Genomic DNA, 22,255 nt, shown 5'->3' on the forward strand with positions numbered 1-22,255 from the left:
GCAAATTGCACGTAAAATAATTGTAACATATATAACGTTATCTTTGCACCCTTATATGATCGACTACCAGGCCCACACCTTAGCCAATGGCATCCGTATTTTGTACAAACAATCGCCATTTACCATAACGCATTGCTGCTTTATTGTAAACGCAGGCTCGCGCGATGAAGCCAACCGGCAGGAAGGCCTTGCCCATTTTATTGAACACCTGTTGTTTAAAGAAACAGAACGGCGCAACACCAACCAGATCCTGAACCGGCTGGAACTTGTTGGCGCCGATTTAAACGCTTATACCACCAAAGAATATACCTGCATCCATGCCTCATTGCTTAATCAGCACCTGGAACGGGCTATTGATTTGTTTGAGGATATTCTGTTCCATTCGACCTTCCCCGAAGATGAACAGGAAAAAGAACGCGGCGTAATACTTGACGAGATAGCTTCATACCTCGATCAGCCCGAAGAAGCCATACAAGACGACTTTGAGGAATTGCTGTTTAAGGACCATCCTTTTGGTAAAAACATTTTGGGTACACCTGAAACCGTTGGCCGTATGAACAGCGATGATATGCGGGCCTTTATTAAAGCCAATTACAGCACATCCGAAATGATATTTGCTGTACATGGCAACTACGATTTTAAGAAGGTAGTAAAGCTGTGCGAAAAATATTTCGGCGGGATAGAGGCTCATCACCCCAAAAAAAACAGGATTGCACCAAAGGCAAATAACAGCGGCATTGTAATTGTTAAAAAGCCAATATCGCAAACGCATTGCATTATTGGCGGGCAGGCTTACCCATCATCTCATCGGCATAAATACGGGTTATTACTGCTTAATAACTTGTTGGGCGGCATGGGGATGAGCAGCCGCTTAAATCTCGAGATCCGCGAAAAGTATGGCATCGCTTACACCATCGAATCAAACTATACCCCGTTTAGCGATACCGGTATTTTCTCTGTTTACTTTGGCACGGATAACGAAAAGGCCGAAAAGGCATCGCGCCTGGTACACAAGGAACTGAAGAAGCTACGCGATCAAAAGCTGGGCACCCTGCAGTTGCACCAGGCCAAGCAAAAGTTTATTGGGCAAATAGCTCTTGCCGAAGAGAACCGCATAAGCCTGATTATATCAATGGCCAAAAGCCTGCTGGATTTTAATCATATTGATACGCTGGAAGATATTTTCGACAAAATAAATGCCGTTACCGCCGAACAATTGCTGGAAATAGGCAACGAAATATTTGATAATGACAGGCTTATTACATTGAAGTTTGAGCCTAAGTAATAAACCTGTATTTTTGCAAAATGAAGTACCCTATCATCGCTTACGGAGACCCTGTTTTAAGAAAGAAAGCAACAGCCATTGAGCCGGATGAATATCCACATATTAAAGAATTAGTTAATAACATGTTTGAAACTATGTACGGTGCCCGTGGCGTTGGCCTGGCAGCCCCGCAGATAGGCATGTCTATGCGTTTGTTTGTGGTTGATGCCACCCCGTTTGATGATGATGAACCCGAACTTCAAGACTTTAAGAAAGCATTTATAAACGCTACCATTATAGACGAAACCGGCGAAGAATGGGGCTTTAACGAAGGCTGCCTGAGTATCCCGGATATACGCGAAGATGTTTACCGTAAACCGGTAATTAGGATATCCTACTACGACGAAAACTGGAAACACTACGAAGAGACCTTTAAAGGCATGGCCGCCCGTATTATCCAGCACGAATATGACCACATTGAAGGTAAACTATTTACCGATAAACTGAGCCCGCTACGCAAACGCCTTATCGAAAAAAAATTGAACGATATTTCAAAAGGCGCTGTGAATGTTGAATATAAGATGAAATTTCCGGCTGTAAAAAAGGGGAGATAAGTCTGAAGTTTTAAGTCATTAGTCAGAAGTCAACATATCTTATAAAAGCAAGCCTACATCAGTAGGTTTTTTTATTGCACCAAAACAGACTTTTGACTTTATACTCCGGGCTTACGACTTACTTACTATCCGCATCCGATATCTGCTTGATCAGGCTGCCCCAGGCAAGCGGGTTAAGTAGCGGGTTGGGCGTAAGTGAGTGCGTGTTTAGGATGGTGTTGTGCATTGATTGCGCGTTTGCCGATTGTATTTCCTGTGCATTCCTGGGCAAGGTATTATACAAGGCTGATAATGATGCCTTGCTGATGTTTTTACGCGCAATTTCGAGATCGTCATCAGCAAGTTTTATAGCTAAAAAATCTTTCTTAAACTCGTCTGTAGTAGCCCACGGAAATACGTGAAATGTAGGCAGGTTAATAATTTGCGGTTTAAGGTTTACCTGTAAAGTATAGCTTTTGGTATTCAGGTTTGATGGTATAACCACCAGTATTTGCCCGTAACCAACGCAGGTAAAGCGCAGGGTATCCTGCTCATGTGCCACAAATGAAAAATAGCCTTTATAATTACTTAAGTAAACCTGGTTATGAAAAGATGTATTGGTAATTGATACATAAGGCACAATAACATCCGTACTATCGGCATTATGTACTACGCCTGTAAATTGCACAAGTGGCCTGTCATCGTGTTTTTGTGCAAACGCCGCAACCGATGCAAACAATAAAAATATAATAACCAGGTACTTCATATACTTAAACACCTATTTGCTGTAGTTACCTTAATAACGCCAAATAGTTTCAAAAAGTTGCTTAAAAATAATTAATACAGTAAATTATAAACAGGATTTAACAATACTTAACACTATCTTAAATTTTCTGGCAGCACCGCATTCGGATCATCAATGTCGGTAAGGTTTAATGCTTCAACACTGGTAATTTCGGGCACTGCTTTTTTTATGGCTTGCTCAATGCCAGCCTTAAGGGTCATGATGCTCATAGGGCATGAACCGCACGAACCCAATAATTTTAATTTAACAACACCCTCGGGCGTAATCTCTTCAACTGAAACATTCCCGCCATCAGCTTCCAGATACGGACGAATGGTATCTAAAGCTGCTTCAACCTGACTTAATAAACTCATTTTTACTAATTTATAACTAAAGTAAAGTTATCAATAATTTGCAATATATTTTATACTTAAAGTGGTTAGTCCAAAGTCTTAAGATCTGAGTCAAAAAAGACCGTTTGCTACTTCTGACTTGATACCTACGACTCAAGACTTAGAACTTTAGACTTCTGACTTAAGGCTCGCTTCAAATGCTTTCGCGTTTGATATAGCTACCTGCTGCGCTACGCGCTGGGCCATGTCAATAAAGGCTTTGGTCATTACACCATCAGCGTCCAAAATTGCCGGGGTACCTGCGTCGCCCGAGTCGCTGATGCTTTTTACCAGGGGGATCTCCCCTAAAAAGGGCACATCCAGTTGTTCAGCCAGTTTCTGCCCGCCACCTTTGCCAAAAATATAATACTTGTTGTCTGGCAGTTCGGCCGGCGTAAAGTATGACATGTTTTCAACCACGCCCAGTATCGGCACATTGATGGCCGGCATCATAAACATACCTACTCCTTTGCGGGCATCGGCCAAAGCCACGTTTTGCGGCGTAGTTACTATAACCGCCCCGGTAACCGGGAAGGTTTGCGTAATAGTAATATGGATATCGCCGGTGCCCGGGGGCAAATCTACCACCAGATAATCCAGCTCGCCCCAATCGGCATCATTAAACAGTTGTTTTACAGCTGTTGATACCATTGGCCCGCGCCATGGAACCGGTTGGTTTGGATCGGTAAAAAAGCCTATCGACAATAACTTTATGCCATATTTTTCAATCGGTTCAATGCGGGTTTTGCCGTCAACCGAGCTTGCCTGCGGGCGTGCACCTTCCAGCCCAAACATAATGGGTACAGATGGGCCGTAAATATCTGCATCAATCAATCCCACTTTGGCGCCCGATTTTGCCAGGCCCAATGCCAGGTTAGCAGCAACGGTTGATTTACCAACGCCACCTTTACCCGATGCTACCGCGATGATATTTTTAACCCCCGGTACACCTGTGTTTTTCTGTGTGGTAACGCGCGATGTCATGTTAACATCTACCACAACATCTTTGCTGATAAAGTAGCTGATGGCATTGCGGCAGGCATTTTCAATCATGGCCTTTAGCGGGCAGGCAGGCGTGGTTAATATAACCGAAAAGCTAAGCTTGTTGCCATCAATATGTATATCCTGTATCATGTTGAGGGTAACCAGGTCTTTTTTCAGGTCTGGCTCTTCAACATTGCCCAGTGCTTGTAAAACTTGTTCTTTAGTGATTATCATAATATTATGGCAAATTTATGAAAACGAGTGGTTGATTTGTGTTTAAGCAGGAAACAAATTACAGAAACAACCGTTTGCAGGGGATAAGAATTAGTTTAGTTTTGGAAAAATTTACTTATGAAGCGCCTTAACCCTAAATATATACGCATAGCCGCATTTGTCCTTATCCCGCTGTTCCTCATATTGTTAATAGGCGGTTATATTGCCTATTCAAAACGCGAGGCCCTGCTCCAAAATGCTATTGTCAAAGCTACCGCAAAAGCAAAGCGCGATTATAATTTAGATGTAAAAATCGGCTCGGCCCATTTTACCGGCGCCGCAACAGTTTCTTTTTCGGATGTTACGATAGTGCCCGAGCAGCGCGACAGCCTGCTGCGCATCAAAAACTTTGTGGTGAGTGTTAAGCTGTTACCACTTATAGTTGGTAACATTAAATTATCGGATGTTTTATTACAGGATGGCTTTATCAACCTCACGAATATTAAAGGGGTTAAAAACTTTGATTTTTTGTTTAAAAAGAAACGCGATACCACGTCAACAACCAAAGCCGATCTATCTGTACTGGCCAACAACCTGGTTAACGAGGTGCTGTATAAAATACCCGATAACCTTACATTGAGCAATTTTGTGGTAAGTTTTAAGGATGATAGCACACAATTAAAACTACTTGCAAAAACAGCGCAGATAAAAGATGGTAACCTTACCTCAACCATTGATGTTGATAACGGCGAATCTACCTGGCATTTTATGGGTAAAATGCACCCATCTGATAAAAACATCGATATAAAACTTTATGCCGATGGCAAAAAGATAGAATTGCCCATTATACAGGAAAAACTTCACCTGAAAATAAATGCCGATACCATATCAACCAAATTAACCAAGGTTGAACATAGTGGGGGCGAAACCCGGATTTACGGATCATGGGGGGTAAGCAACCTGCTCATCAATCATCCCGGCTTATCGCCCGGCGATATTGTTTTTCCTAAGGCATCCATTGATGCCAATTTGTTTGTGGGTAGTAATTACGTGTCTATTGATAGTTCGTCAACAATTCATATAAAAAACCTGGTAGCCAGGCCGTATGTAAAATACACGCTCAATCCAACCAAAATATATGAGCTTAAAATGAATACCGACTGGCTTAATGCCACCGACGTTTTTGACTCCTTTCCACAGGGAATGTTTGATGCCCTGGATGGCATTAAGGTTGCCGGAAAGCTGAAATATAGCATGCATTTTTATATGGATGCAACTAAGATAGACGACCTGCAATTTGATTCTCGTTTGGATAAGGATGGCTTCCGGATAATTAAGTATGGCAAAACAGACCTGGGTAAGTTAAATAGCCCGTTTGTTTACACACCATATGAAAAAGGAAAGCCGTTGGCACCACACCTCATTGGTCCGGACAACCCCGAATTTACGCCGCTGGAACAAATAGCCCCCAATCTGCGCAACGCGGTTATGACTGCCGAAGATCCTTCATTTTATAGCAACCACGGCTTTGTAGAAGAAGCATTCCGCAAATCATTGGCAACCGATTTTAAAACCAAAAAGTTTAAACGCGGTGCCAGCGGTATATCCATGCAGCTGGTTAAAAACTCGTTTTTAAACCGGGATAAAAACCTGGTCCGCAAAATTGAGGAGATATTGATTGTTTGGATCATCGAAAACAACCGCATCATGACCAAAAACCGGATGCTGGAAGTTTACCTGAATATTATAGAATGGGGCCGCAATATATATGGTATTGACGAGGCATCGCACTTTTATTTTGGTAAGTCGCCATCGGAGCTTACGCTGGGCGAGAGTATTTACCTGGCCAGTATAGTTCCGTATCCAAAAGGCGGCTTATATGCCTTTCAGCCCGACGGCAGCCTGAGGCCCGGCTTGCATGGCTACTTTAACCTGATAGGCAAGTTGATGGCCGAAAAGGGCCTTACACCACGCGATACCAGCGCCTACGGATTTTATAACGTTAGGTTAAGGGAAGGTTTAAGGGAAAGAATTGCGCCTATTGATACCGCAAAAGCTGATAGCCTGATGAAACAGGGTGGAAACGATGACAATGAAACGTTACCCGTTATTGAAGAACCTGTAAAAAAGCCAACTTTTTTTCAGCGCCTTTTTGGTAAAAAAGATAGCGTAGAGCAAAAGAAAGAACAGGTAGAAAAGCAAAAAGAAAAAACGGCCAAAGAAAAGCTTAAAGAGCAGATTGAAGCCCTTAAGCTGGATTATAAAAACCGGATTGATAATATTGATACAGCCGGCAAAACCCGGAAAGACATTCGCCAGGAAAAACGACGGCTTAAAAAAGAAGAAAGCGATAAAGAAGACGAACTGAAAGCTAAAGCCAATTTATAGTTTACGGTGACATGACGAATTTAAATGTTTAAACACCTATTTTTGTCTCAACAAAATTAGAAATCGTCATGTCACTAATAGATCAATTACAAAAAAGGGCCGCTGTAAAAAAATTCGACCCTTCTAAAAAAATAAACGCCGGGCAGTTAGATCAATTGCTAAGCGCCATACAACTGGCTCCATCGTCATATGGCCTACAATCATTCAAAGTGATTGTAGTTCAGGATGCCGAAACACGACAAAAGTTGCGTGCAGCAGGTTATAACCAACCTCAAATCACAGATTCATCGGCATTATTCGTTTTTGCCTCTCTAACTTCGTTGGACGAAGCTTTTGGCAAAAAATTTATCGACCTGGTTGCCGATATTCGTAGCGTAGGACGTGAAAGCCTTGCCGGGTACGAGCAAATGATTTTAGGCAGATTAAGCAGCCATACAGATGAGCAAAAATTAGCCTGGTCTCATAAGCAAACTTACATTGCTTTGGGTGTATTGGTATCCGAAGCTGCTGAATTAGGTATTGATGCAGCGCCAATGGAAGGTTTTGATGCCGCCCAATTTGATGAGATACTGGGTTTAAAGGAATTAGGCTTAACCACCTCTGTTATTGCCGCCGTTGGCTACCGTGCCGACGATGACGTTTACAGCAAAATGCTTAAAGTGCGCAGGCCAAAAAGCGAGCTGTTTATACACGTTTAATTGGTGAGTGGTTGATTAAGTTGATTGTGTTAAGTGGTTGATAGGGTTTGGAAAGCTTGATGAAGTTTAGGACTCAATCAACTTAACCCAATCAACTTAATCCAACTCAATCAACCACTCTCTACTCACCCAAAGAACTCCTCCTGATAAACAATTTAGATTTTAAAACCACGTGCCGTTTGTGGTTTGATGCCGTTTTATGCTCCAGTGCTTCAAAAAGGAGGTTAGCGGCTTTGATCCCCATTTCGTAAGCAGGCTGGGTAATTGTTGATAGGGCAGGGCTTAACAAGGGCGCTATTCCCAAACTGGAAAAACTAACTATTTTCAATTGTTTGGGAATTTGTATTCCCAAATCGTTACAAACATAATAAGTGGCAAATGCCAAACGCTCAACCGAGCTAAAAATCCCATCGGGTTTTATTTCCTGCAATACCTTGGCCAATATCTTGTAGTTTACCTTTTCATCGTTACTACAATCAATCACCAGTTCATCGTCAAAGGCTACCTTATGCTTTTTAAGGGCATCCATATAACCCTGCATACGCACCTGTCCAATAGAAATACTTTTGTTTACTACTAGGTAGGCTATCCTGCGGCAACCTGTTTGCAGCAGATGCTCTGTGGCATCAAAGCTACTATCATAATCATTGGTGGTTACCTTAGCTGCATCAATATCTTCATATACCCTGTCGAAAAACACAACAGGAACATTTTTTGATTCCAGCTGGCGCAGGTAATTATGGTCGTTGGCCTCGCCCGATACCGACATGATGATACCGTCAACCTTTCCGTTGTTCAGGTAATTTACAAATGAAACTTCCTTTTCAAAAACATCATCGGTTCTATACAGCAAAATATAAAAACCCTTTTTACGGGCAACCTCTTCAATGCCGTTTATGGCTTGCGAAAAAAAGTCGTTGGCTATTTCGGGTATAATAACAGCCAGCGTTTTGGTTTTTTTATCCCGAAGGTTACTGGCGTAATGGTTGGGCAAAAAGTTATGCTCTTTGGCAAAAGCCAGGATGCGTTCTTTGGTATCTTTATTAATATCAGGGTTGCCGTTAAAAGCCCTCGAAATAGTTGACGTAGAAATATTGAGCTCTTTCGCCAGTTTCTTTATATTAACAATATCCATTATTATCTCGTAAATCTTTTATCCAGTCAAATGTAACAAAACTCATCTATTAACTACCGAAAAAACGGGTGCAATTAATGCTAAATATGTTAAAATCATATCATAATGTGTACACCTTTCACTACGGTAAAATATAGTTTAACTGCAAGTTAATCAATGGCATGCGCTTTGCACACCTAAACATGAAGGGATGGAAAAGAGCATGGCAAAGAAAATATTGATACTTGATAATGATGAGCTGATGATAGAGGTAATGACCTATATTTTAACAGCCAGCGGATATGACGTGGTATCGTTTAGTGACGCCGGTAATATTTTCAATGATATTAAAGCCACACACCCCGATTTGATAATCCTCGACGTGCTTTTACCAGGTATGGATGGTCGTGATATTTACAAGCTGATAAAACTTAACCGCGACACCAAAAACCTGCCGGTTATCATTTGCTCGGCCGCTGATGATATTAGCAAGTTTTTAAACCAAAGTGGTGCCCCTGATGATGTACTTCACAAGCCGTTTGGTATCAACAACCTGATTGAAAAGGTAGAATACCAGTTGGCCGCCTAATTGCATATTTCCGTTCATGGTTTTTAATTCACTGGCAATTAGGTGTTTGTATATAATATGGTGTAATTGTAGTTTCTTTTTGCTTTTTTAGATGCCTGGATTTGTATATTTACCCGGAGAGAAGACACAGATGGGACTGCCACTAAGAATAACGTACAACGATACCGACCTTGTTTACCAGGTTAACACATCGCCAATAAACAAGACTACCAGCGAACTTGAAATTTTGCTGAACGGCGAAACAATCACTCTTCAAAAAGATGAACGCAGCGTATGGATACAGCAAGGTAACGGCCCGCTGATTGATCCCGAACTGGCGCAGGCTTTGGGGAGATCAGTTTCGTTGAGGTTTAGGATGTAAGTGCAATTAGCTTACTTCGTCGGCTATTATCGAAAGGGTTTGTCCTTTTAGTTTATCAAGTTGGGTTTCTATCCAGTTACTTTCGGCTATATCCAATATTAAGCCGGTAAGTTCCCCTCCCGGCACCCTCACAAATTCTATACTTTTAATTTTTACAAGTACCTGGCAGACTGAAATAAAATTATCGGCGGCTATGGAACCACCTGTAATTTTTCCTGCGACTGCAAGCCCCCGGCCCGTGATCCGAAAGTAATTATGGAGCAGAAAATTACCGCAGGTTATCTCGCCAATATTCATAACTCAAGGTGATGTTTTTCAAAAAAACATCCAACATATTGCCTTAAATTACAACAGGGAAAGCATCGCTATGCCCATTACTATCATCAACCCATCTTCTATAATGGTAACAGTGCTCATAGGCAGGTTAAATACGGCCCCAAGGCATGCACAACGGATTTGTTGTTTGCTGAGCACGCTTTTTAACACGCCGATTAAACTTACCGACATTACGACGATAGTAACGATATTAATGATGAATGGCGCAAGGTTAACTGCAAATGACAGGCCTAAACCAAGTTCGATAAAAACATACAGATACCCCCATCCGCGCCAGCCGCGGGCAACAACATCATACATGGCATAACTATCAGCAAAGCCCCGGATATCCAGCATCTTAAAAAATGAAAAAACGAGGAAAAAGCCGCTCATAAAAATGCGCATGGCCACCATCAGATCAAAACTTTTTGCATTATAGCCCGCTATGATGGCAGCCACGGTAATATAGCCGAAGATGAGCAGGATGGGTTTATATGTTTGCAGCCAGGTTTTATTCCCGGCGTCGTCAACATTGTCTACTATATTCGGGTGATGAGGCTTAGCATCAGTTAACTGATATTTTGGATACGCGGCAAGTGCTTTCTGCAAATCGGCTGTGCCAATGTGCCGGTTCATGGTAATATCAGCCGTTCCTTCGGCAAGGGAAATATCTACTTTTTGAACGTGGTTTACCTGCGATAACAGGCTTTGAACTTTGGCCAGGCAACCGGTACAGGTCATTCCGGTAATGTTATAGGTATGTGTCATGATAATTGAGTTTTAATTAACTGACACAAATTTACTGCGGCTTATGCCCTGGGCTGTTACAGGATTACGGCTATGCTTTATAACATTTACAGGTCTTCAATATTTTTGCGCTTGCTGCCTTGCAGATTTTTAAATGCAGATGTGGTCATCCCGGTAACCTGTTTAAACTGGCTTGATAAATATGCCACGCTGCTGTAACCCAGCTGGTAAGCAATTTGAGAAAGGCTGAGCTCATTGTAAACCAGCAGTTCCTTAACTTTTTCTATCCTTTGGGTGATGTAATATTTTTCGATAGTAGAGCCCTCAACTGCCGAAAAAAGGTTACTGAGATAGCCATAATCGTAATTCAGCCTGTCTGCCAGCACCGCCGAGAGTTTTAAAGGCGCCGGGGCATCAGTATAATGTACCTGTTCAATGATGATTGTTTTAATTTGTTCAATCAGGCGGCTTTTCTGATCGTCAATCAGCTCAAACCCCAATTGGTTTAATGAGGCTGTCAGTTCCATTTGCTGTTGGTTTGTTGGAGGGGTTTTAATTTCCACCTCGCCAAGCTCAACATTAAGCACTTGTAAACCAACTTTTTCAAGCTCGCTTTTTACAACCATTTTGCAGCGGCTGCAAACCATGTTTTTAATATATAGCTTCATGGCGGTAAAATTACGTTATTAACCGAAAAACAAATCACCCTGTATATATGGGTTTGTTAGTTTACAACATGGTGCAATGCTCCGGTTTATATAATGTTGAGATACTGTGACCGGTTTGTTTCGAAGAAAAAAAATGGGCGCAAAAAAGCCTCTTCGCTCTCGCAGCTCAGAGGCTTTTACCTAAACCTTATCACAATAGGGCGTTCGCCCCGATTTGCATTGCTAACTTACAACAACCATCACCAAATAAAAGACAAGAATCGATGAACCGCCCGATTCTATCGACGGATAGCAGATGCCCCGGCCTTATAGCAAGTATTCAGTGATGGTTTTACCTTACCGACTGAACACTGCCAGTAATGTTGTTGGTGGTTAATAATAAATATGCTGGCTTTTTACTTTTACCTGCAATGGGTATAATATCCAGTTGCCACCAGCTTTCAACCATCACTTCCGGATTGGCCGAGGGGATATTATAATTAAAGGGAGGTGTTATGATGGTTTCATTATTTACAACGGCACGGGTAAGTGTATCAAGCAAAAATTTATCCCCGTCGTTGCCCGCTTTCCTGGGGTCAAAAGCCTCCCACAGATACCAGCCAATTATATTCCTGTAATGGGTATAAGTTGCCTTCATGTAAGCATCATTGTAGGTTAATATGGTAAAGTTTGGCGCATCTGCTTTTAAGATTATCCGGGGTGTATCCGTAAAAAATAAAGCCTTGAACAGCGGATCGGTTAAAAAACTCATTGAAATAAACACATTTTGTTAACGCATAAGACAGTTTGTTAAAAAGCCGTCATTGTTTTATTTGTACGCAATAATATGCGTATAGGTTTAGCTGGTATGTTTGCCCAAAGGCACGTTGTTTACATAAGAGCAATAAGCGATTGCCGGGCGGTATCACAAGCAGGCGTTCCAGGCCGGCCCGCATTTTTTGCACCTTTTATTGTCGGTCTCCTCTTTTAACTTCCCGCTACGGAGACTACCTTTACAGGATGAAAAAGCTTGCCCTGCTCTTTGTAATGATATTGTCCGGTGTGCTGTTTGTACACGCACAAACCACAGCTTATAAAGTTTATGCCATAAAATTTGCTGGTTCGGCCTTACCTTTTTCGGCTGCCGATTGGGCAAAAGGAGCGCCACAAACCGATAGCATTAAGTTTAATTTTATGGTTTGGCTTATTAAGGGTAACGGTCGCAACATCCTGGTTGATGCAGGGTTTTTAAATGATATTGATGATGCTAAGGAATTTAAGGTAATTGATTACATCCGCCCGGATAGTGCACTATCCATGCTGGGTTTAAGGGCCGGCGATGTCACAGATATTATCTTATCGCACCCCCACTGGGATCATATAGATGGTGTGAGATTGTTTTCGAATGCCCGCGTTTGGATCCAAAAAGACGATTTTAATTATTTCGTAGGCGCGGCATGGCAAAAAGGGGAAGGCAGCGGTGGATTTAACAAAAGGGATGTGCGCATGATGGTTGATTTAAATTTAGCCGGAAAAGTAACGCTGGTAGACGGCGACAATAAAGAAGTTATTCCGGGCATCAAAGTATTCACCGGGTCGCGGCATACGTTTAATTCAGAATACGTGCTGGTGAATACCGGAAATAACAAAGTTGTACTGGCGTCGGATAATATTTGGATATACTACAGCCTTGACCATATGGTGCCGGCTTCTGACGGTGGTACGCTTGATCCGGCAGGTTATGTAAAAGCCATGCAAAGGATGAAGGCCATGGTAGGCAATGTTAAGTACATCATTCCGGGACATGATGCACAGGTGTTTTCTAAGTTCCCGGCCGTGGCCGCCGGCGTGGTAGAAATTAAGTAAGCACTCCGTAAGGCCGTTTGGCATTTTCAATAAATACATGTTAATGTAAGCTCATTGTACGCTAATGCTGTTACGTATCTGTCATTATATCATCCCAGCCTTGGTTCATGTAGTTTATCAGCCAGTTTAAAGCGTAGTGCCTTTCATAAACTACGCCACTATCAAGCTTTCCGGGAGCCGGCTGCTTTTTGGTGCGGGCATCTACACAAGCCCAGTCCAGCCGCAGCATCAGATCGGCCTGGTCGAGAATTTCTTTTTTGGTTCGCAACCGGGCCCGCTGTTTAAACTGCCTGCCGGTTAGGCCCCGAAATAATTTTGCATCCTGGGCGACATTGCACAATTGGTTGGGGTAAGTCAGCGAGTCAATAAAACCTAATGCCCAAAGCATCACGTGTAAATCTTCGTAGCGCCAGTTGGCGTCGGTGGTTTGTTGCTTTGTTGGCCGGGGATTTGTAATATAAGCCCTTTCGGCCGGGGTTAATTTTGATAGCGCATCCAGGTTTTTATTTATTTCGTGTAAGTCCTTTTGGCCTATCCCTTCGCTTTTTAAACCTACATATAGCAATGCCAGAGCTCTGTCTGTCACTTCATCTTTTGTACGTATAGTTGCCCGCAATTCCGGGTCTACAAATAAAGCGTTGGGATTACTATAAACGGGTATGTAATGTGTTTTGCAATAAGCTTCAGATTGGCGGCGGCGTTCGGCTTGATCCTTAGTTGGTTTTATCTTTTCTACCTGTTTTGTGATCGCAGCGCCCCTATGGTTGTTGCACGACAAAAACAGTATCGAAGCAACAATGCTAAGCCTTTTTATCATATTGTGAAATTAGCAGTTATCTGGCGGCCAAATAAATAGCCGGCCACCTAATGTAAAGAAAATAGAGATCAAAAAAATGGTCGATTTATTTCTGTGTAATACGCTGTTTTTGGTGACTTAAATCACCAACATGTTTTTGTAAATTGTGCAGTTTTGCGGCGGCGCACATATGAACATCGATAAAAACCATAAAAGCCATGACTAAAGTTTCACATGACCCCATATCGGTTTCATTATTACTGGTTGTCGCTATAGTTTTGCTTGTTTCGGCATGCAGCAGGCCGGTAAAAAAGGATGATTATAAAGGTTCGGCAGTTAATACTGCTTTTAAAGCTGCCCAAAAACAAGAAAATATTGCTGATGCCGGGCTACAATTACAAACACGAAATATACCCGCAGGTAAAAAGGGCGATTTGATACGGTATGGCCGCCAGCTAATTGCTTCAACGGCTTTATATTTTGGCCCTAAGGGGTCTGTTGCCCACATCAGCAATGGCATGAACTGCCAAAACTGCCACCTGGATGCGGGCACCCGGTTATTTGCTAACAACTTTGCCGGGTTTACGGCCTCCTATCCTAAAAAAAGCGTCCGCAGCGGCATGGTTATATCGGCATCTATGCGGATTTCGGAGTGTTTTGAGCGCAGCCTGAATGGCGCTATGCCAGACACTGGCACTAAAGAAATTAAGGCAATAATGGCTTATATGCAGTGGCTGGGCAAAAACGCAAAAAAAGGCCAGGCGCTGTTCGGTAATACTACACCACGTTTAAAATTTATGGATAACGCAGCCAATCCGTTGAGCGGGAGGGCTGTTTTCATCCAGAAGTGCCGCAGTTGCCACGGCGCAAACGGCGAGGGATTGCTGGCGGCAGATAAACAATCATATTCCTACCCGCCCTTATGGGGGGCAAACAGTTATAACGATGGCGCGGGCATGTACAGGATAGGCAATTTGGCTGGTTTTGTAAAGGCCAATATGCCTTTTGGTGCTACCTACCAAAGCCCGCAGTTAACCGATAAAGAGTGCTGGGATGTAGCAGCGTACATCAATTCGCAGCCCCGGCCGCATAAAGATCAACACAAAGATTATCCCGACTTAAGGCAAAAGCCCATAGATTTACCCTTTGGGCCGTATGCCGATGGCTTCACCGCCCGTCAGCATAAATACGGGCCATTTGGCCCCATTCAGCAATTCCATCATAAAAAAGTATAAATTAACCTCTTAAATAATAGCCATGAAAAATCGTTTTTCTTTACTCTTCGTGCTTGCCGGGTTGCTTTTTATTAAACCTGCTTTCGCTCAAATAGCCGCATCGGAATTTAAAGGTGCCGAAGCCACACAAGCCCACTATAAAGCGCTTTATTACCTTGACGAATCGGACCCGAAGAAGATTAAACAAACCCTGCGTAATATGGACAACGCCCTGGAGGACACCAGGCTAAAAGGCAAGGTGGAAATGGAGCTTATTGCTTTTGCTGATGGTGTTGCCGTTTACGATAAAGCAGGGCCCTACGAAGCCGAGCTGCAAAAACTGTTGCAAAAAGGAGTGATACTGGCGCAATGCAGCAATACTGTAAGGGAACGGCACATTGATAAGGCTACGCTTTTTCCTTTTATAAGCTATGTGCCCAGCGGTAACGGCGAAATTATTATCCGCCAGGCCGATGGATGGGCAACTATTCATCCTTAAGGCTTTAGACAAAAAAACATCATCCTTGTTTTTACCCGTTTTATGAAAGACCAAGCCATTATCCAGGACTATTTAGACCACCTGTTCTCTCAATTTGAGCCCGGGTTAAAGGCTTTTTTAGTTCAAAACGCGTCGGTCATTCATATCCCCGCCGGCGAGGTTGCGTTGCGCACCGGCCAATACATCAAATCAACCATGATGATTTTAAGTGGCCGGGTTAAGCTATACCGCGAAGGCGACGACGGGGGCGAATTTTTCATGTACTACCTGGAACCGGGCAATGCCTGTGCCCTAACCATGATATGCGCTACCAAACAGGAAACCAGCGAAGTAATGGGCAAAGCTATTGAGGATACCACTATTTTGGCTGTGCCGATAGCGCTGATGGACCAAATGATGGTCACCTACAAAACATGGTACTATTTTGTATTGGAAACCTACCGCTCCAGGTACGAAGAGCTGCTGATAGTGATTGACCATATAGCCTTTAAAGGTATGGACGAACGGTTATACTATTACCTGCAAAATCAATATCAAAAACTAAAAATGCGCGAACTAAAGATAACCCACAGCCAGATTGCCGCCGATTTGAATTCGTCACGCGAGGTGATTTCCCGCCTGTTAAAAAAAATGGAACAGCGCGGAGATATTGTACTGACCCGTAATTTTATTGAGTGGAAAAAATAAGAAAAAATGGTTGTGCATTTGCGGTACAAACCTCCGGCTCATTTTTTGCGGATTGTAAAAAGATAATAGCGTCAGAAACATTAAGGTATCCAGGCTGTTGAATTATGTGGTGAAATGAGTAATTTGTGATCTCTAAAACAAGCAAAACAAACCTGGTTATGAATTCACGTCGCGACTTTTTACAAAAATTAGGTATCTCGGCCTTAGCCTTGCATTTGGCCCCGGTTTCGGGATGGGCAAACACCAAAGATCATGATAACCAGGCCTATGACGGGCCGGTATTGCGTGTGGCCATAATGGGCCTTGGGAGCTACGGAACCCGCGTTGCCGAAGCCATGCAAGCTTGCACAAAAGCCAAACTGGTTGGCGTAATTAGCGGTACGCCTTCAAAAATTAAAGAGTGGCAAACTAAGTACAGCATACCAGAGAAGAATTGTTATAACTATAAAAATTTTGATGATATAAAAAGCAATCCCGACATAGACGCGGTTTATGTTATAACGCCAAACGGCTTGCATCATGACCAGGTAATAAGGGTAGCAAAAGCAGGCAAACACGCAATTTGCGAAAAGCCAATGGCGGTAAATGCCATGGAAGGACAAGAAATGGTTGATGCCTGTAAAAAAGCAAACGTAAAGTTGCTGGTGGGCTACCGAATGCATTTTGAACCTAAAACGCTGGAGGTGATCAGGATGCGAAAGGCCGGTGATTTAGGGAAAATATTATTCTTCCAGGGATTATGTGGGTTTACAATTGGCGATCCCACACAATGGCGTTTAAATAAGCAACTGGCCGGCGGAGGCTCTATAATGGACATTGGTATTTATGCCATTAACGGCGCCCGTTATATGACTGGCGAGGAGCCTGTTTGGGTTACTGCACAGGAAACCAAAACAGACCCGGTAAAATTCAAGGAAGGCGTTGATGAAACTATACAATTTCAGTTTGGTTTTCCAAGCGGCGCTGCTGCATCCTGTTTATCGACTTATACGATGAATAACCTGGACCGTTTTTTCCTCAACGGAGAAAAAGGATTTGCAGAGTTACAGCCATCAACCGGCTACGGGCCTATTATGGGCCGCACAAATAAGGGCGAATTAAACCAGCCTGTTACCGTTCATCAAACCGTGCAAATGGATGAAATGGCAGCCATTATCTTTCACAACAAACAGCCTGTTGTACCCATAGATGGCGAAGAAGCGGTAAAAGACCTGAAAATAATTGATGCAATATACCTGGCGGCTAAAACCGGCAAAAAAGTTGAAATTAGGCTTTAATGCCCTGCAGAAACTCAAAAATTAGTTACAATTATCGGGTAAATATTTACCCAATAATCCCGGCATTTAAGTGCGTTGTCGGCAAAATTCCGCTTAAAAAAGCACATGTTTAAGCTGGTTCGTTTTTTGAATTGTACAATCATATGTATGATTTTAACCTGGCTTGTGTAATTGATGATGATAGTATAGCCCGCCTGATGTCGGAGATTATGATCTTTAATTATAAGATATCAAAAAAAACGATCACTTTCGAAAACGGGAAGGCCGCACTCGACTACTTTAAATTATTTAAAGATAAACCCGACATGCTACCAGAATTCATACTGCTGGATATTGATATGCCTGTACTTAACGGATGGCGGTTTATTGAACGCTTTGCACGGCTGGCGCCAGACCTATCCCGAAAAGTTGTAATTTATTTAGTAAGCGCTTCCCTGGACCCTCATGATCATCACCGTGCATCCGCGCTCGAATTGGTTTCGGGTTTTATCATTAAACCGGTTAATAAAACGGCATTGGAGCAGGTTGTTAAAGCTGCGATGACCGATAAAAACATTACTTATTTTGGTAAATGATGGGCCCGCAGTGGTTAACAACTGCAGTTAACTAAAGCCGCCATGTGCCGTGCCTTACTCACCGAGGGGCAATTTCAATCAGCATGATGATGGCATTGTTTGATAGCGCTTCCAGTTCAGTTTCATCCAAATCCCATAAAACCAACCCATCCCTGGCATGCATCAGGCGATATTGAACTTCAAACGCGCCCTCAATAACATAGGCAAACAAGGCGTTTCCCGGTTTCGAAACCCGAAGTGTAGCTTCTGCCCTACCATCAAACTGCCCCATGTAACCAATTGTATTTCCAAGCCGGAAAATTTCGGTGAGTTGGTTGCGGTTGGCAGAAAGATCGAAATTGAACAACTGGTTTGCCGCGTTTTTTGTTTTGACCCAGAGCTGCAAAAAGTTAACCAGGTCTGCTTCTGCTTTATATGGATTATTAACCTGGAAACCCGAACGGGCCGGAAGCGCCAGTAGTTGTACCATACCTGGTTCGATCATGGTGTGGTCGCCGTTGTGATCACGGCAGCCTATGGCGCCAACAATTGGAATAAGTAGAACAGCCGTTTGTTCCTGCACGCTCATTCTGATGCTTTGCGCCGCGGCCAGTGTATCATCATTTAAAACATGTAAATCGCTGAACGGCTGCTTATGGTTGTTATAATAATTGCCGAAATTAAATGTTTGATAACTGCGGTACCAATCCTGTTGGGTTAGTCCACGTTCATCTGATAAAAACATTTTTCCTTTGGATTGCGGTATCATGTAAATTTTATAACGAAGTTTAATGGCATATAAAAAGAGCTTTTGGTATATAAGCCGGCACCCTTAAACGATTGCCCAATGCTGTTACGTAAAGAAAAAACAGATGTACAAATAACGTACGATGTTCCATATTTGAACAGGGTTTAGTTCCTCAACCTACTAACATCACACAATCGTTTTCTGGGAGTGTAACAGGATAGCCTGTTTTAAAGTTAGGCCGCAACGCCAATGCTTATCGTAAGCACATATCCGGCCGAAACACTTCCTGTAACGGTTGATAGCTCGGTGGCAAGAGAGTCGCTGAACACCATATCCGCGGTATTTGCGGTATCCTGAACCCCGCGAGCCTTATAGTCAGTTGCTGTGGTATAAACGGTATTGCAAACATCTGTAGGAAATGCAATCTGCGTAATTAATAACGAAGTGCCCGACGAATTATATACATGCACATGGATATGCGGAGCCCTTGGAGAATACCAACCCGGGAAAATACTGGTAAACGTTACCAGGCCATTACTGTCGGTAGTTTGCCTTCCACGTAAAAAATGAGACGAAGTATAATCAATGGTGGCATAACCACCGCCAGGAGTATCGGTATATTCAGAATAGTAACCCAGTGAGGTACAATGCCAAATATCTACCAGGGCGCCGGTTAGCGCCGCGCAGCTACTGTTGGTATTGGTGAATGTAAGCTTAATGGTTAAAGGTACGCCTGATTGGCCATCAACAATATTACTTCTCACGTAACTTGATGGCGTAATAGTTGGGTAAGGGCCGGCTGTTTCAGAAGCCCCGGTGGTACAGGTACTACTGCTGGTTCCGCCCGTGGTTGTAGTGGTAGTTGTTGTGTCGGTAGTAGTTGTTGTGCTTTCCTTTTTGCAGGAATTGGCAAGTGGTGCGATAGCGGCAAAGCCTAATGCTGCAAGCCCGCTGGTTAAAAAAGTTTTTCTTTCCATGGTGTTAATTGATTCTTTGAGCGTGATTATTAGCTGAAAGTATTTATAACCCTGGGCTCTGGCTGAAATGTATCGTCCAATTATCGATATCTGTCGACGAATATAAAAAATGAGGGACGCCGTTGTGTGAACCGAATGCCATGTGGGCTATCATTTGTATGGTGTCCTGAAATAAGGATCTCGGTTTATATAAGCATCAGCTTTGCACTGCGGTTAATATCCATCCCGCCCGGCGAGGTTTTGGGAAACCGCTCTGCAACTTCGTTAGAAAGTATAGCCGTCGCCGGCGCTTTTCAACCACACCTTCCTGCGCAGCAGAAGTGTAGGCACAGCCTCGACGGGTGAACGCTTGCCATCATGCGATATACGTCATAGGCTTTCCTGAGTTTCACAAAACCTTACGCTCGTAGTATGAATCGGGTTTCCTTTTCGGGTAATCTACCAAATCTTAACCCTTTTATCGGGATCCAGCCACATCTTATCGCCCTTTTTTATGCCAAAAGCTTCATAAAACTCTGGCACATCTGTAAAGGGGCCATTTACGCGCATAAAGCCAGGGGCATGTTCGTTGGTTAATATCTGGCTCGATAGGGCTTCCTGCCTGTCTTGCCCCAACCAGCCAAGGGCATAACCTAAAAAGTAGCGTTGCAGCGGGGTGAAACCGTTGATGGGTTTGCCTTCTTTATATTGGTCGGTTTTTTTAAAGGCATCCAGGCCAATTACTATGCCGCCCAAATCGGCAATGTTTTCGCCCTGGGTAGCTTTGCCGTTTACGTGCAGCCCGTAAATAGTATAACCGTTAAACTGGTTTATCAGCATTTGCGCACGTTGGGTAAACTTAACCGAATCTTGCGGTAGCCACCAGGCTTTTAAGTTTCCCCTGGCATCAAACTGCCTGCCTTCGTCATCGAAGCCGTGGGTCATTTCGTGGCCGATGGTGGACGCAGCGGCGTAGCCGTAAATGACGGCATCGTCAATATTCTCATCTTTAAAACCCGGAATAGCAAAAATACCCGCAGGCAGCACAATCTCGTTATTGGAAGGGTTGTAATAAGCGTTATAGGTTTGTGGTGTCATTCCCCATTCGGTACGGTCAACAGGCTTGCCCAGTTTAGATGCGTTGAACTTATGCTGCCAGTTGTTCGCGCGCATCATGTTCAACGCAAGCGGCCCGCGATCAATCTCCAGGGCCGAAAAATCTTTCCATTTATCCGGGTAACCAACCTTTGGCATTACTTTACTTAGCTTATAGTAGGCCTTTGCTTTGGTTTGCGCACTCATCCAGTCCAGCTTTTCAATATGCTCCTTAAAAGTTTCACGCATAGTTTCTACCAGTTTTACATAGCGTTCTTTTGTTTTTTCGGGAAAGTACTCTTTTACAAATATCTGCCCTAACACTTCGCCCATTACCCCGTTTTCCAGGTCGAGAATTCTTTTCCAGCGTGGTAATTGTTCCTTGCTGCCATAAAGCACCATTTCATAAAAACGAAACAGTTCCTGATCAAACGGTTTACTCAGGTATGATCCAAACGCAACAATCAGGTTTTTGCGCAGGTAGTTTTTCCAATCGGCAATGCTATAATCATGCAAAGCTTTGTTAAGGGCGCGGTAATATTCGGGTTGGCCAACAATCACGGTATCTACATCTTTATAATCCATTTTTTTGAAAGTGGTTTTCCAATCGATATCAGGCGCCAGTTCGCTTAAGCCCGCCAAGGTCATTTTGTTATAGTTATGGTAGGGGTCGCGCAGGTCTTCCAGTTTACGGCTGCTACCGGCCAGGGCAGTTTCTAAAGCGTAAGTTTGTTTGGTGGCAACGCTTGCCGCATCTATAGGCAAGCCACTCAATCTAAAGATGGCTGGCAAATGCTTCAGCTTATAATCAGTACGGATAGCAACACTATGTGCATCAGTATTAAAGTAATAATCGCGGTTTGGCAACCCAATACCAGATTGGCCTAATTGCAGCATTATTTTATCGCTGTTTTTGCTATCCTGCCCGGCATAAGTGCCTAATGGCGTAGTTACCCCTATGCCATCCAGGTGGGCAAATTCCTCAATAAGGCCTTTAATATCTTTAATGTTATCAATCTTTTTCAGTTCATCGTTAAGCGGTTCAATGCCCCGCTTTTCAATATCAGCGGTATCCATCCCGCTAAAGTAAAAATCACCTATTTTTTGTGTACTGCTGCCTTTTGGTGCATTGGCCTTAAGGGCATCTTCATTAATCTTTTTCATCCGGTTACGCAGTTCTTCCTGAACCACGTTGCCTATGCCCCAGGCTGCGTACGCGCCGGGTATCGGATTCTTTTTAAGCCAGGTTCCGTTGGCGTATTTAAAAAAGTCGTCGCCGGGTTTCACACTGGTATCCACGTTTTTGATCACCGGGTCATTATCGGCATAGGTTTTTGTGTTGTCTTTACAGGCCTGAAGCAGGGTAATTGTGGTAAGCCCACTTAAGAGCACGGCGGAGGTGACTTTTTTGATCATGAATTTGTTGCGGTGTATGTAAAAAAATACAGCAATTGTATTGAATAATAGAATTTAG

24 protein-coding genes are annotated in these 22,255 nt (G+C 43.2%); 12 read left to right on the forward strand and 12 right to left on the reverse strand.

Features of this window, described 5'->3' with window-relative positions; genetic code table 11:
* The first annotated feature begins 58 nt into the window (after window positions 1-58).
* Window positions 59-1,285, forward strand: a complete 1,227-nt coding sequence (locus PQ469_RS00190; protein ID WP_274213854.1) for a M16 family metallopeptidase — start codon at window positions 59-61, stop codon at window positions 1,283-1,285.
* Between the two features lie 20 nt (window positions 1,286-1,305).
* The gene (def, locus tag PQ469_RS00195) at window positions 1,306-1,878 is read left to right on the forward strand and encodes a peptide deformylase (RefSeq protein WP_274211190.1); all 573 of its coding nucleotides are present in this window, start codon (window positions 1,306-1,308) and stop codon (window positions 1,876-1,878) included.
* A 118-nt stretch (window positions 1,879-1,996) separates the two neighbouring features.
* On the opposite strand, the gene PQ469_RS00200 is transcribed toward def, so the two are convergent.
* The 3 genes from PQ469_RS00200 to PQ469_RS00210 all read right to left on the reverse strand — a co-directional run bounded on the left by PQ469_RS00200 (window position 1,997) and on the right by PQ469_RS00210 (window position 4,251).
* A complete protein-coding gene (locus PQ469_RS00200; RefSeq protein ID WP_274211191.1) occupies window positions 1,997-2,623 on the reverse strand; it encodes a hypothetical protein in 627 nt (208 codons plus the stop codon).
* 113 nt (window positions 2,624-2,736) lie between these two features.
* On the reverse strand, window positions 2,737-3,015 hold the full coding sequence (locus PQ469_RS00205; protein WP_090652233.1) for a NifU family protein: 279 nt from the start codon (window positions 3,013-3,015) through the stop codon (window positions 2,737-2,739).
* Between the two features lie 147 nt (window positions 3,016-3,162).
* A complete protein-coding gene (locus PQ469_RS00210) occupies window positions 3,163-4,251 on the reverse strand; it encodes an Mrp/NBP35 family ATP-binding protein (RefSeq protein ID WP_274211192.1) in 1,089 nt (362 codons plus the stop codon).
* Window positions 4,252-4,368: 117 nt separating this feature from the next.
* Here PQ469_RS00210 and PQ469_RS00215 point away from each other — a divergent pair, with 117 nt between their 5' ends.
* Both PQ469_RS00215 and PQ469_RS00220 read left to right on the forward strand, forming a co-directional pair.
* Window positions 4,369-6,618 (forward strand): transglycosylase domain-containing protein, encoded by a 2,250-nt coding sequence (locus tag PQ469_RS00215; RefSeq protein WP_274211193.1) that lies wholly within the window; start codon window positions 4,369-4,371, stop codon window positions 6,616-6,618.
* A gap of 68 nt (window positions 6,619-6,686) precedes the next feature.
* Window positions 6,687-7,316: a nitroreductase family protein gene (locus tag PQ469_RS00220; protein WP_274211194.1), complete on the forward strand. Its 630-nt coding sequence runs from the start codon at window positions 6,687-6,689 to the stop codon at window positions 7,314-7,316.
* Window positions 7,317-7,437: 121 nt separating this feature from the next.
* Here PQ469_RS00220 and PQ469_RS00225 read toward each other — a convergent pair whose 3' ends face one another.
* A complete protein-coding gene (locus PQ469_RS00225; RefSeq protein WP_090652236.1) occupies window positions 7,438-8,451 on the reverse strand; it encodes a LacI family DNA-binding transcriptional regulator in 1,014 nt (337 codons plus the stop codon).
* 190 nt (window positions 8,452-8,641) lie between these two features.
* Here PQ469_RS00225 and PQ469_RS00230 point away from each other — a divergent pair, with 190 nt between their 5' ends.
* On the forward strand, window positions 8,642-9,019 hold the full coding sequence (locus PQ469_RS00230) for a response regulator (protein ID WP_274211195.1): 378 nt from the start codon (window positions 8,642-8,644) through the stop codon (window positions 9,017-9,019).
* Between the two features lie 91 nt (window positions 9,020-9,110).
* A complete protein-coding gene (locus PQ469_RS00235; RefSeq protein ID WP_255369906.1) occupies window positions 9,111-9,380 on the forward strand; it encodes a hypothetical protein in 270 nt (89 codons plus the stop codon).
* Window positions 9,381-9,386: 6 nt separating this feature from the next.
* Here PQ469_RS00235 and PQ469_RS00240 read toward each other — a convergent pair whose 3' ends face one another.
* The 4 genes from PQ469_RS00240 to PQ469_RS00255 form a co-directional block, all read right to left on the reverse strand.
* Complete coding sequence (locus PQ469_RS00240; RefSeq protein ID WP_274211196.1) at window positions 9,387-9,677, reverse strand: hypothetical protein; 291 nt, start codon at window positions 9,675-9,677, stop codon at window positions 9,387-9,389.
* Between the two features lie 48 nt (window positions 9,678-9,725).
* Window positions 9,726-10,463 carry a heavy-metal-associated domain-containing protein gene (locus tag PQ469_RS00245; protein ID WP_274211197.1) on the reverse strand — a complete coding sequence of 246 codons (738 nt, stop codon included), beginning with the start codon at window positions 10,461-10,463 and terminating at the stop codon, window positions 9,726-9,728.
* Window positions 10,464-10,549: 86 nt separating this feature from the next.
* Complete coding sequence (locus tag PQ469_RS00250) at window positions 10,550-11,110, reverse strand: helix-turn-helix domain-containing protein (RefSeq protein WP_274211198.1); 561 nt, start codon at window positions 11,108-11,110, stop codon at window positions 10,550-10,552.
* Window positions 11,111-11,441: 331 nt separating this feature from the next.
* Window positions 11,442-11,861: a hypothetical protein gene (locus tag PQ469_RS00255; protein ID WP_274211199.1), complete on the reverse strand. Its 420-nt coding sequence runs from the start codon at window positions 11,859-11,861 to the stop codon at window positions 11,442-11,444.
* Between the two features lie 248 nt (window positions 11,862-12,109).
* Here PQ469_RS00255 and PQ469_RS00260 point away from each other — a divergent pair, with 248 nt between their 5' ends.
* Entirely contained in the window at window positions 12,110-12,955 is an 846-nt protein-coding gene (locus PQ469_RS00260; RefSeq protein WP_274211200.1) for an N-acyl homoserine lactonase family protein, read from the forward strand.
* Window positions 12,956-13,025: 70 nt separating this feature from the next.
* Here the strand turns inward: PQ469_RS00260 and PQ469_RS00265 are convergent, their stop codons facing one another.
* Window positions 13,026-13,772: a DUF4272 domain-containing protein gene (locus PQ469_RS00265; RefSeq protein ID WP_274211201.1), complete on the reverse strand. Its 747-nt coding sequence runs from the start codon at window positions 13,770-13,772 to the stop codon at window positions 13,026-13,028.
* 197 nt (window positions 13,773-13,969) lie between these two features.
* Here PQ469_RS00265 and PQ469_RS00270 point away from each other — a divergent pair, with 197 nt between their 5' ends.
* The 5 genes from PQ469_RS00270 to PQ469_RS00290 all read left to right on the forward strand — a co-directional run bounded on the left by PQ469_RS00270 (window position 13,970) and on the right by PQ469_RS00290 (window position 18,003).
* Window positions 13,970-14,986, forward strand: a complete 1,017-nt coding sequence (locus PQ469_RS00270) for a c-type cytochrome (protein WP_274211202.1) — start codon at window positions 13,970-13,972, stop codon at window positions 14,984-14,986.
* Between the two features lie 22 nt (window positions 14,987-15,008).
* Entirely contained in the window at window positions 15,009-15,464 is a 456-nt protein-coding gene (locus tag PQ469_RS00275; RefSeq protein WP_274211203.1) for a DsrE family protein, read from the forward strand.
* A 42-nt stretch (window positions 15,465-15,506) separates the two neighbouring features.
* Window positions 15,507-16,151 carry a Crp/Fnr family transcriptional regulator gene (locus tag PQ469_RS00280; protein WP_274211204.1) on the forward strand — a complete coding sequence of 215 codons (645 nt, stop codon included), beginning with the start codon at window positions 15,507-15,509 and terminating at the stop codon, window positions 16,149-16,151.
* Window positions 16,152-16,309: 158 nt separating this feature from the next.
* Complete coding sequence (locus PQ469_RS00285) at window positions 16,310-17,428, forward strand: Gfo/Idh/MocA family protein (RefSeq protein WP_274211205.1); 1,119 nt, start codon at window positions 16,310-16,312, stop codon at window positions 17,426-17,428.
* A 143-nt stretch (window positions 17,429-17,571) separates the two neighbouring features.
* Window positions 17,572-18,003, forward strand: a complete 432-nt coding sequence (locus PQ469_RS00290) for a response regulator (protein WP_090652134.1) — start codon at window positions 17,572-17,574, stop codon at window positions 18,001-18,003.
* Between the two features lie 58 nt (window positions 18,004-18,061).
* Here PQ469_RS00290 and PQ469_RS00295 read toward each other — a convergent pair whose 3' ends face one another.
* The 3 genes from PQ469_RS00295 to PQ469_RS00305 all read right to left on the reverse strand — a co-directional run bounded on the left by PQ469_RS00295 (window position 18,062) and on the right by PQ469_RS00305 (window position 22,197).
* A complete protein-coding gene (locus PQ469_RS00295; RefSeq protein WP_090652133.1) occupies window positions 18,062-18,751 on the reverse strand; it encodes a pirin family protein in 690 nt (229 codons plus the stop codon).
* Window positions 18,752-18,963: 212 nt separating this feature from the next.
* Window positions 18,964-19,707 (reverse strand): dioxygenase family protein, encoded by a 744-nt coding sequence (locus PQ469_RS00300; RefSeq protein WP_274211206.1) that lies wholly within the window; start codon window positions 19,705-19,707, stop codon window positions 18,964-18,966.
* Between the two features lie 438 nt (window positions 19,708-20,145).
* Entirely contained in the window at window positions 20,146-22,197 is a 2,052-nt protein-coding gene (locus PQ469_RS00305) for a M13 family metallopeptidase (RefSeq protein ID WP_274211207.1), read from the reverse strand.
* Window positions 22,198-22,255: the final 58 nt, after the last annotated feature.

It is taken from the genome of Mucilaginibacter sp. KACC 22773, assembly GCF_028736215.1.
In the GTDB taxonomy this organism is placed as follows: Bacteria; Bacteroidota; Bacteroidia; order Sphingobacteriales; family Sphingobacteriaceae; genus Mucilaginibacter.

What these genes read in the sequence shown, in the direction of transcription:
- def (WP_274211190.1), top strand. Translation starts at nt 1,306, where the DNA reads ATGAAGTACCCTATCATCGCTTACGGAGACCCTGTTTTAAGAAAGAAA.
- PQ469_RS00215 (WP_274211193.1), top strand. Translation starts at nt 4,369, where the DNA reads ATGAAGCGCCTTAACCCTAAATATATACGCATAGCCGCATTTGTCCTT.
- PQ469_RS00265 (WP_274211201.1), bottom strand. Translation starts at nt 13,772, where the DNA reads ATGATAAAAAGGCTTAGCATTGTTGCTTCGATACTGTTTTTGTCGTGC.
- PQ469_RS00290 (WP_090652134.1), top strand. Translation starts at nt 17,572, where the DNA reads ATGTATGATTTTAACCTGGCTTGTGTAATTGATGATGATAGTATAGCC.
- PQ469_RS00300 (WP_274211206.1), bottom strand. Translation starts at nt 19,707, where the DNA reads ATGGAAAGAAAAACTTTTTTAACCAGCGGGCTTGCAGCATTAGGCTTT.
- PQ469_RS00285 (WP_274211205.1), top strand. Translation starts at nt 16,310, where the DNA reads ATGAATTCACGTCGCGACTTTTTACAAAAATTAGGTATCTCGGCCTTA.
- PQ469_RS00270 (WP_274211202.1), top strand. Translation starts at nt 13,970, where the DNA reads ATGACTAAAGTTTCACATGACCCCATATCGGTTTCATTATTACTGGTT.
- PQ469_RS00230 (WP_274211195.1), top strand. Translation starts at nt 8,642, where the DNA reads ATGGAAAAGAGCATGGCAAAGAAAATATTGATACTTGATAATGATGAG.
- PQ469_RS00200 (WP_274211191.1), bottom strand. Translation starts at nt 2,623, where the DNA reads ATGAAGTACCTGGTTATTATATTTTTATTGTTTGCATCGGTTGCGGCG.
- PQ469_RS00260 (WP_274211200.1), top strand. Translation starts at nt 12,110, where the DNA reads ATGAAAAAGCTTGCCCTGCTCTTTGTAATGATATTGTCCGGTGTGCTG.
- PQ469_RS00245 (WP_274211197.1), bottom strand. Translation starts at nt 10,463, where the DNA reads ATGACACATACCTATAACATTACCGGAATGACCTGTACCGGTTGCCTG.
- PQ469_RS00235 (WP_255369906.1), top strand. Translation starts at nt 9,111, where the DNA reads ATGCCTGGATTTGTATATTTACCCGGAGAGAAGACACAGATGGGACTG.
- PQ469_RS00255 (WP_274211199.1), bottom strand. Translation starts at nt 11,861, where the DNA reads ATGAGTTTTTTAACCGATCCGCTGTTCAAGGCTTTATTTTTTACGGAT.
- PQ469_RS00220 (WP_274211194.1), top strand. Translation starts at nt 6,687, where the DNA reads ATGTCACTAATAGATCAATTACAAAAAAGGGCCGCTGTAAAAAAATTC.
- PQ469_RS00225 (WP_090652236.1), bottom strand. Translation starts at nt 8,451, where the DNA reads ATGGATATTGTTAATATAAAGAAACTGGCGAAAGAGCTCAATATTTCT.
- PQ469_RS00295 (WP_090652133.1), bottom strand. Translation starts at nt 18,751, where the DNA reads ATGATACCGCAATCCAAAGGAAAAATGTTTTTATCAGATGAACGTGGA.
- PQ469_RS00205 (WP_090652233.1), bottom strand. Translation starts at nt 3,015, where the DNA reads ATGAGTTTATTAAGTCAGGTTGAAGCAGCTTTAGATACCATTCGTCCG.
- PQ469_RS00305 (WP_274211207.1), bottom strand. Translation starts at nt 22,197, where the DNA reads ATGATCAAAAAAGTCACCTCCGCCGTGCTCTTAAGTGGGCTTACCACA.
- PQ469_RS00280 (WP_274211204.1), top strand. Translation starts at nt 15,507, where the DNA reads ATGAAAGACCAAGCCATTATCCAGGACTATTTAGACCACCTGTTCTCT.
- PQ469_RS00210 (WP_274211192.1), bottom strand. Translation starts at nt 4,251, where the DNA reads ATGATAATCACTAAAGAACAAGTTTTACAAGCACTGGGCAATGTTGAA.
- PQ469_RS00240 (WP_274211196.1), bottom strand. Translation starts at nt 9,677, where the DNA reads ATGAATATTGGCGAGATAACCTGCGGTAATTTTCTGCTCCATAATTAC.
- PQ469_RS00250 (WP_274211198.1), bottom strand. Translation starts at nt 11,110, where the DNA reads ATGAAGCTATATATTAAAAACATGGTTTGCAGCCGCTGCAAAATGGTT.
- PQ469_RS00275 (WP_274211203.1), top strand. Translation starts at nt 15,009, where the DNA reads ATGAAAAATCGTTTTTCTTTACTCTTCGTGCTTGCCGGGTTGCTTTTT.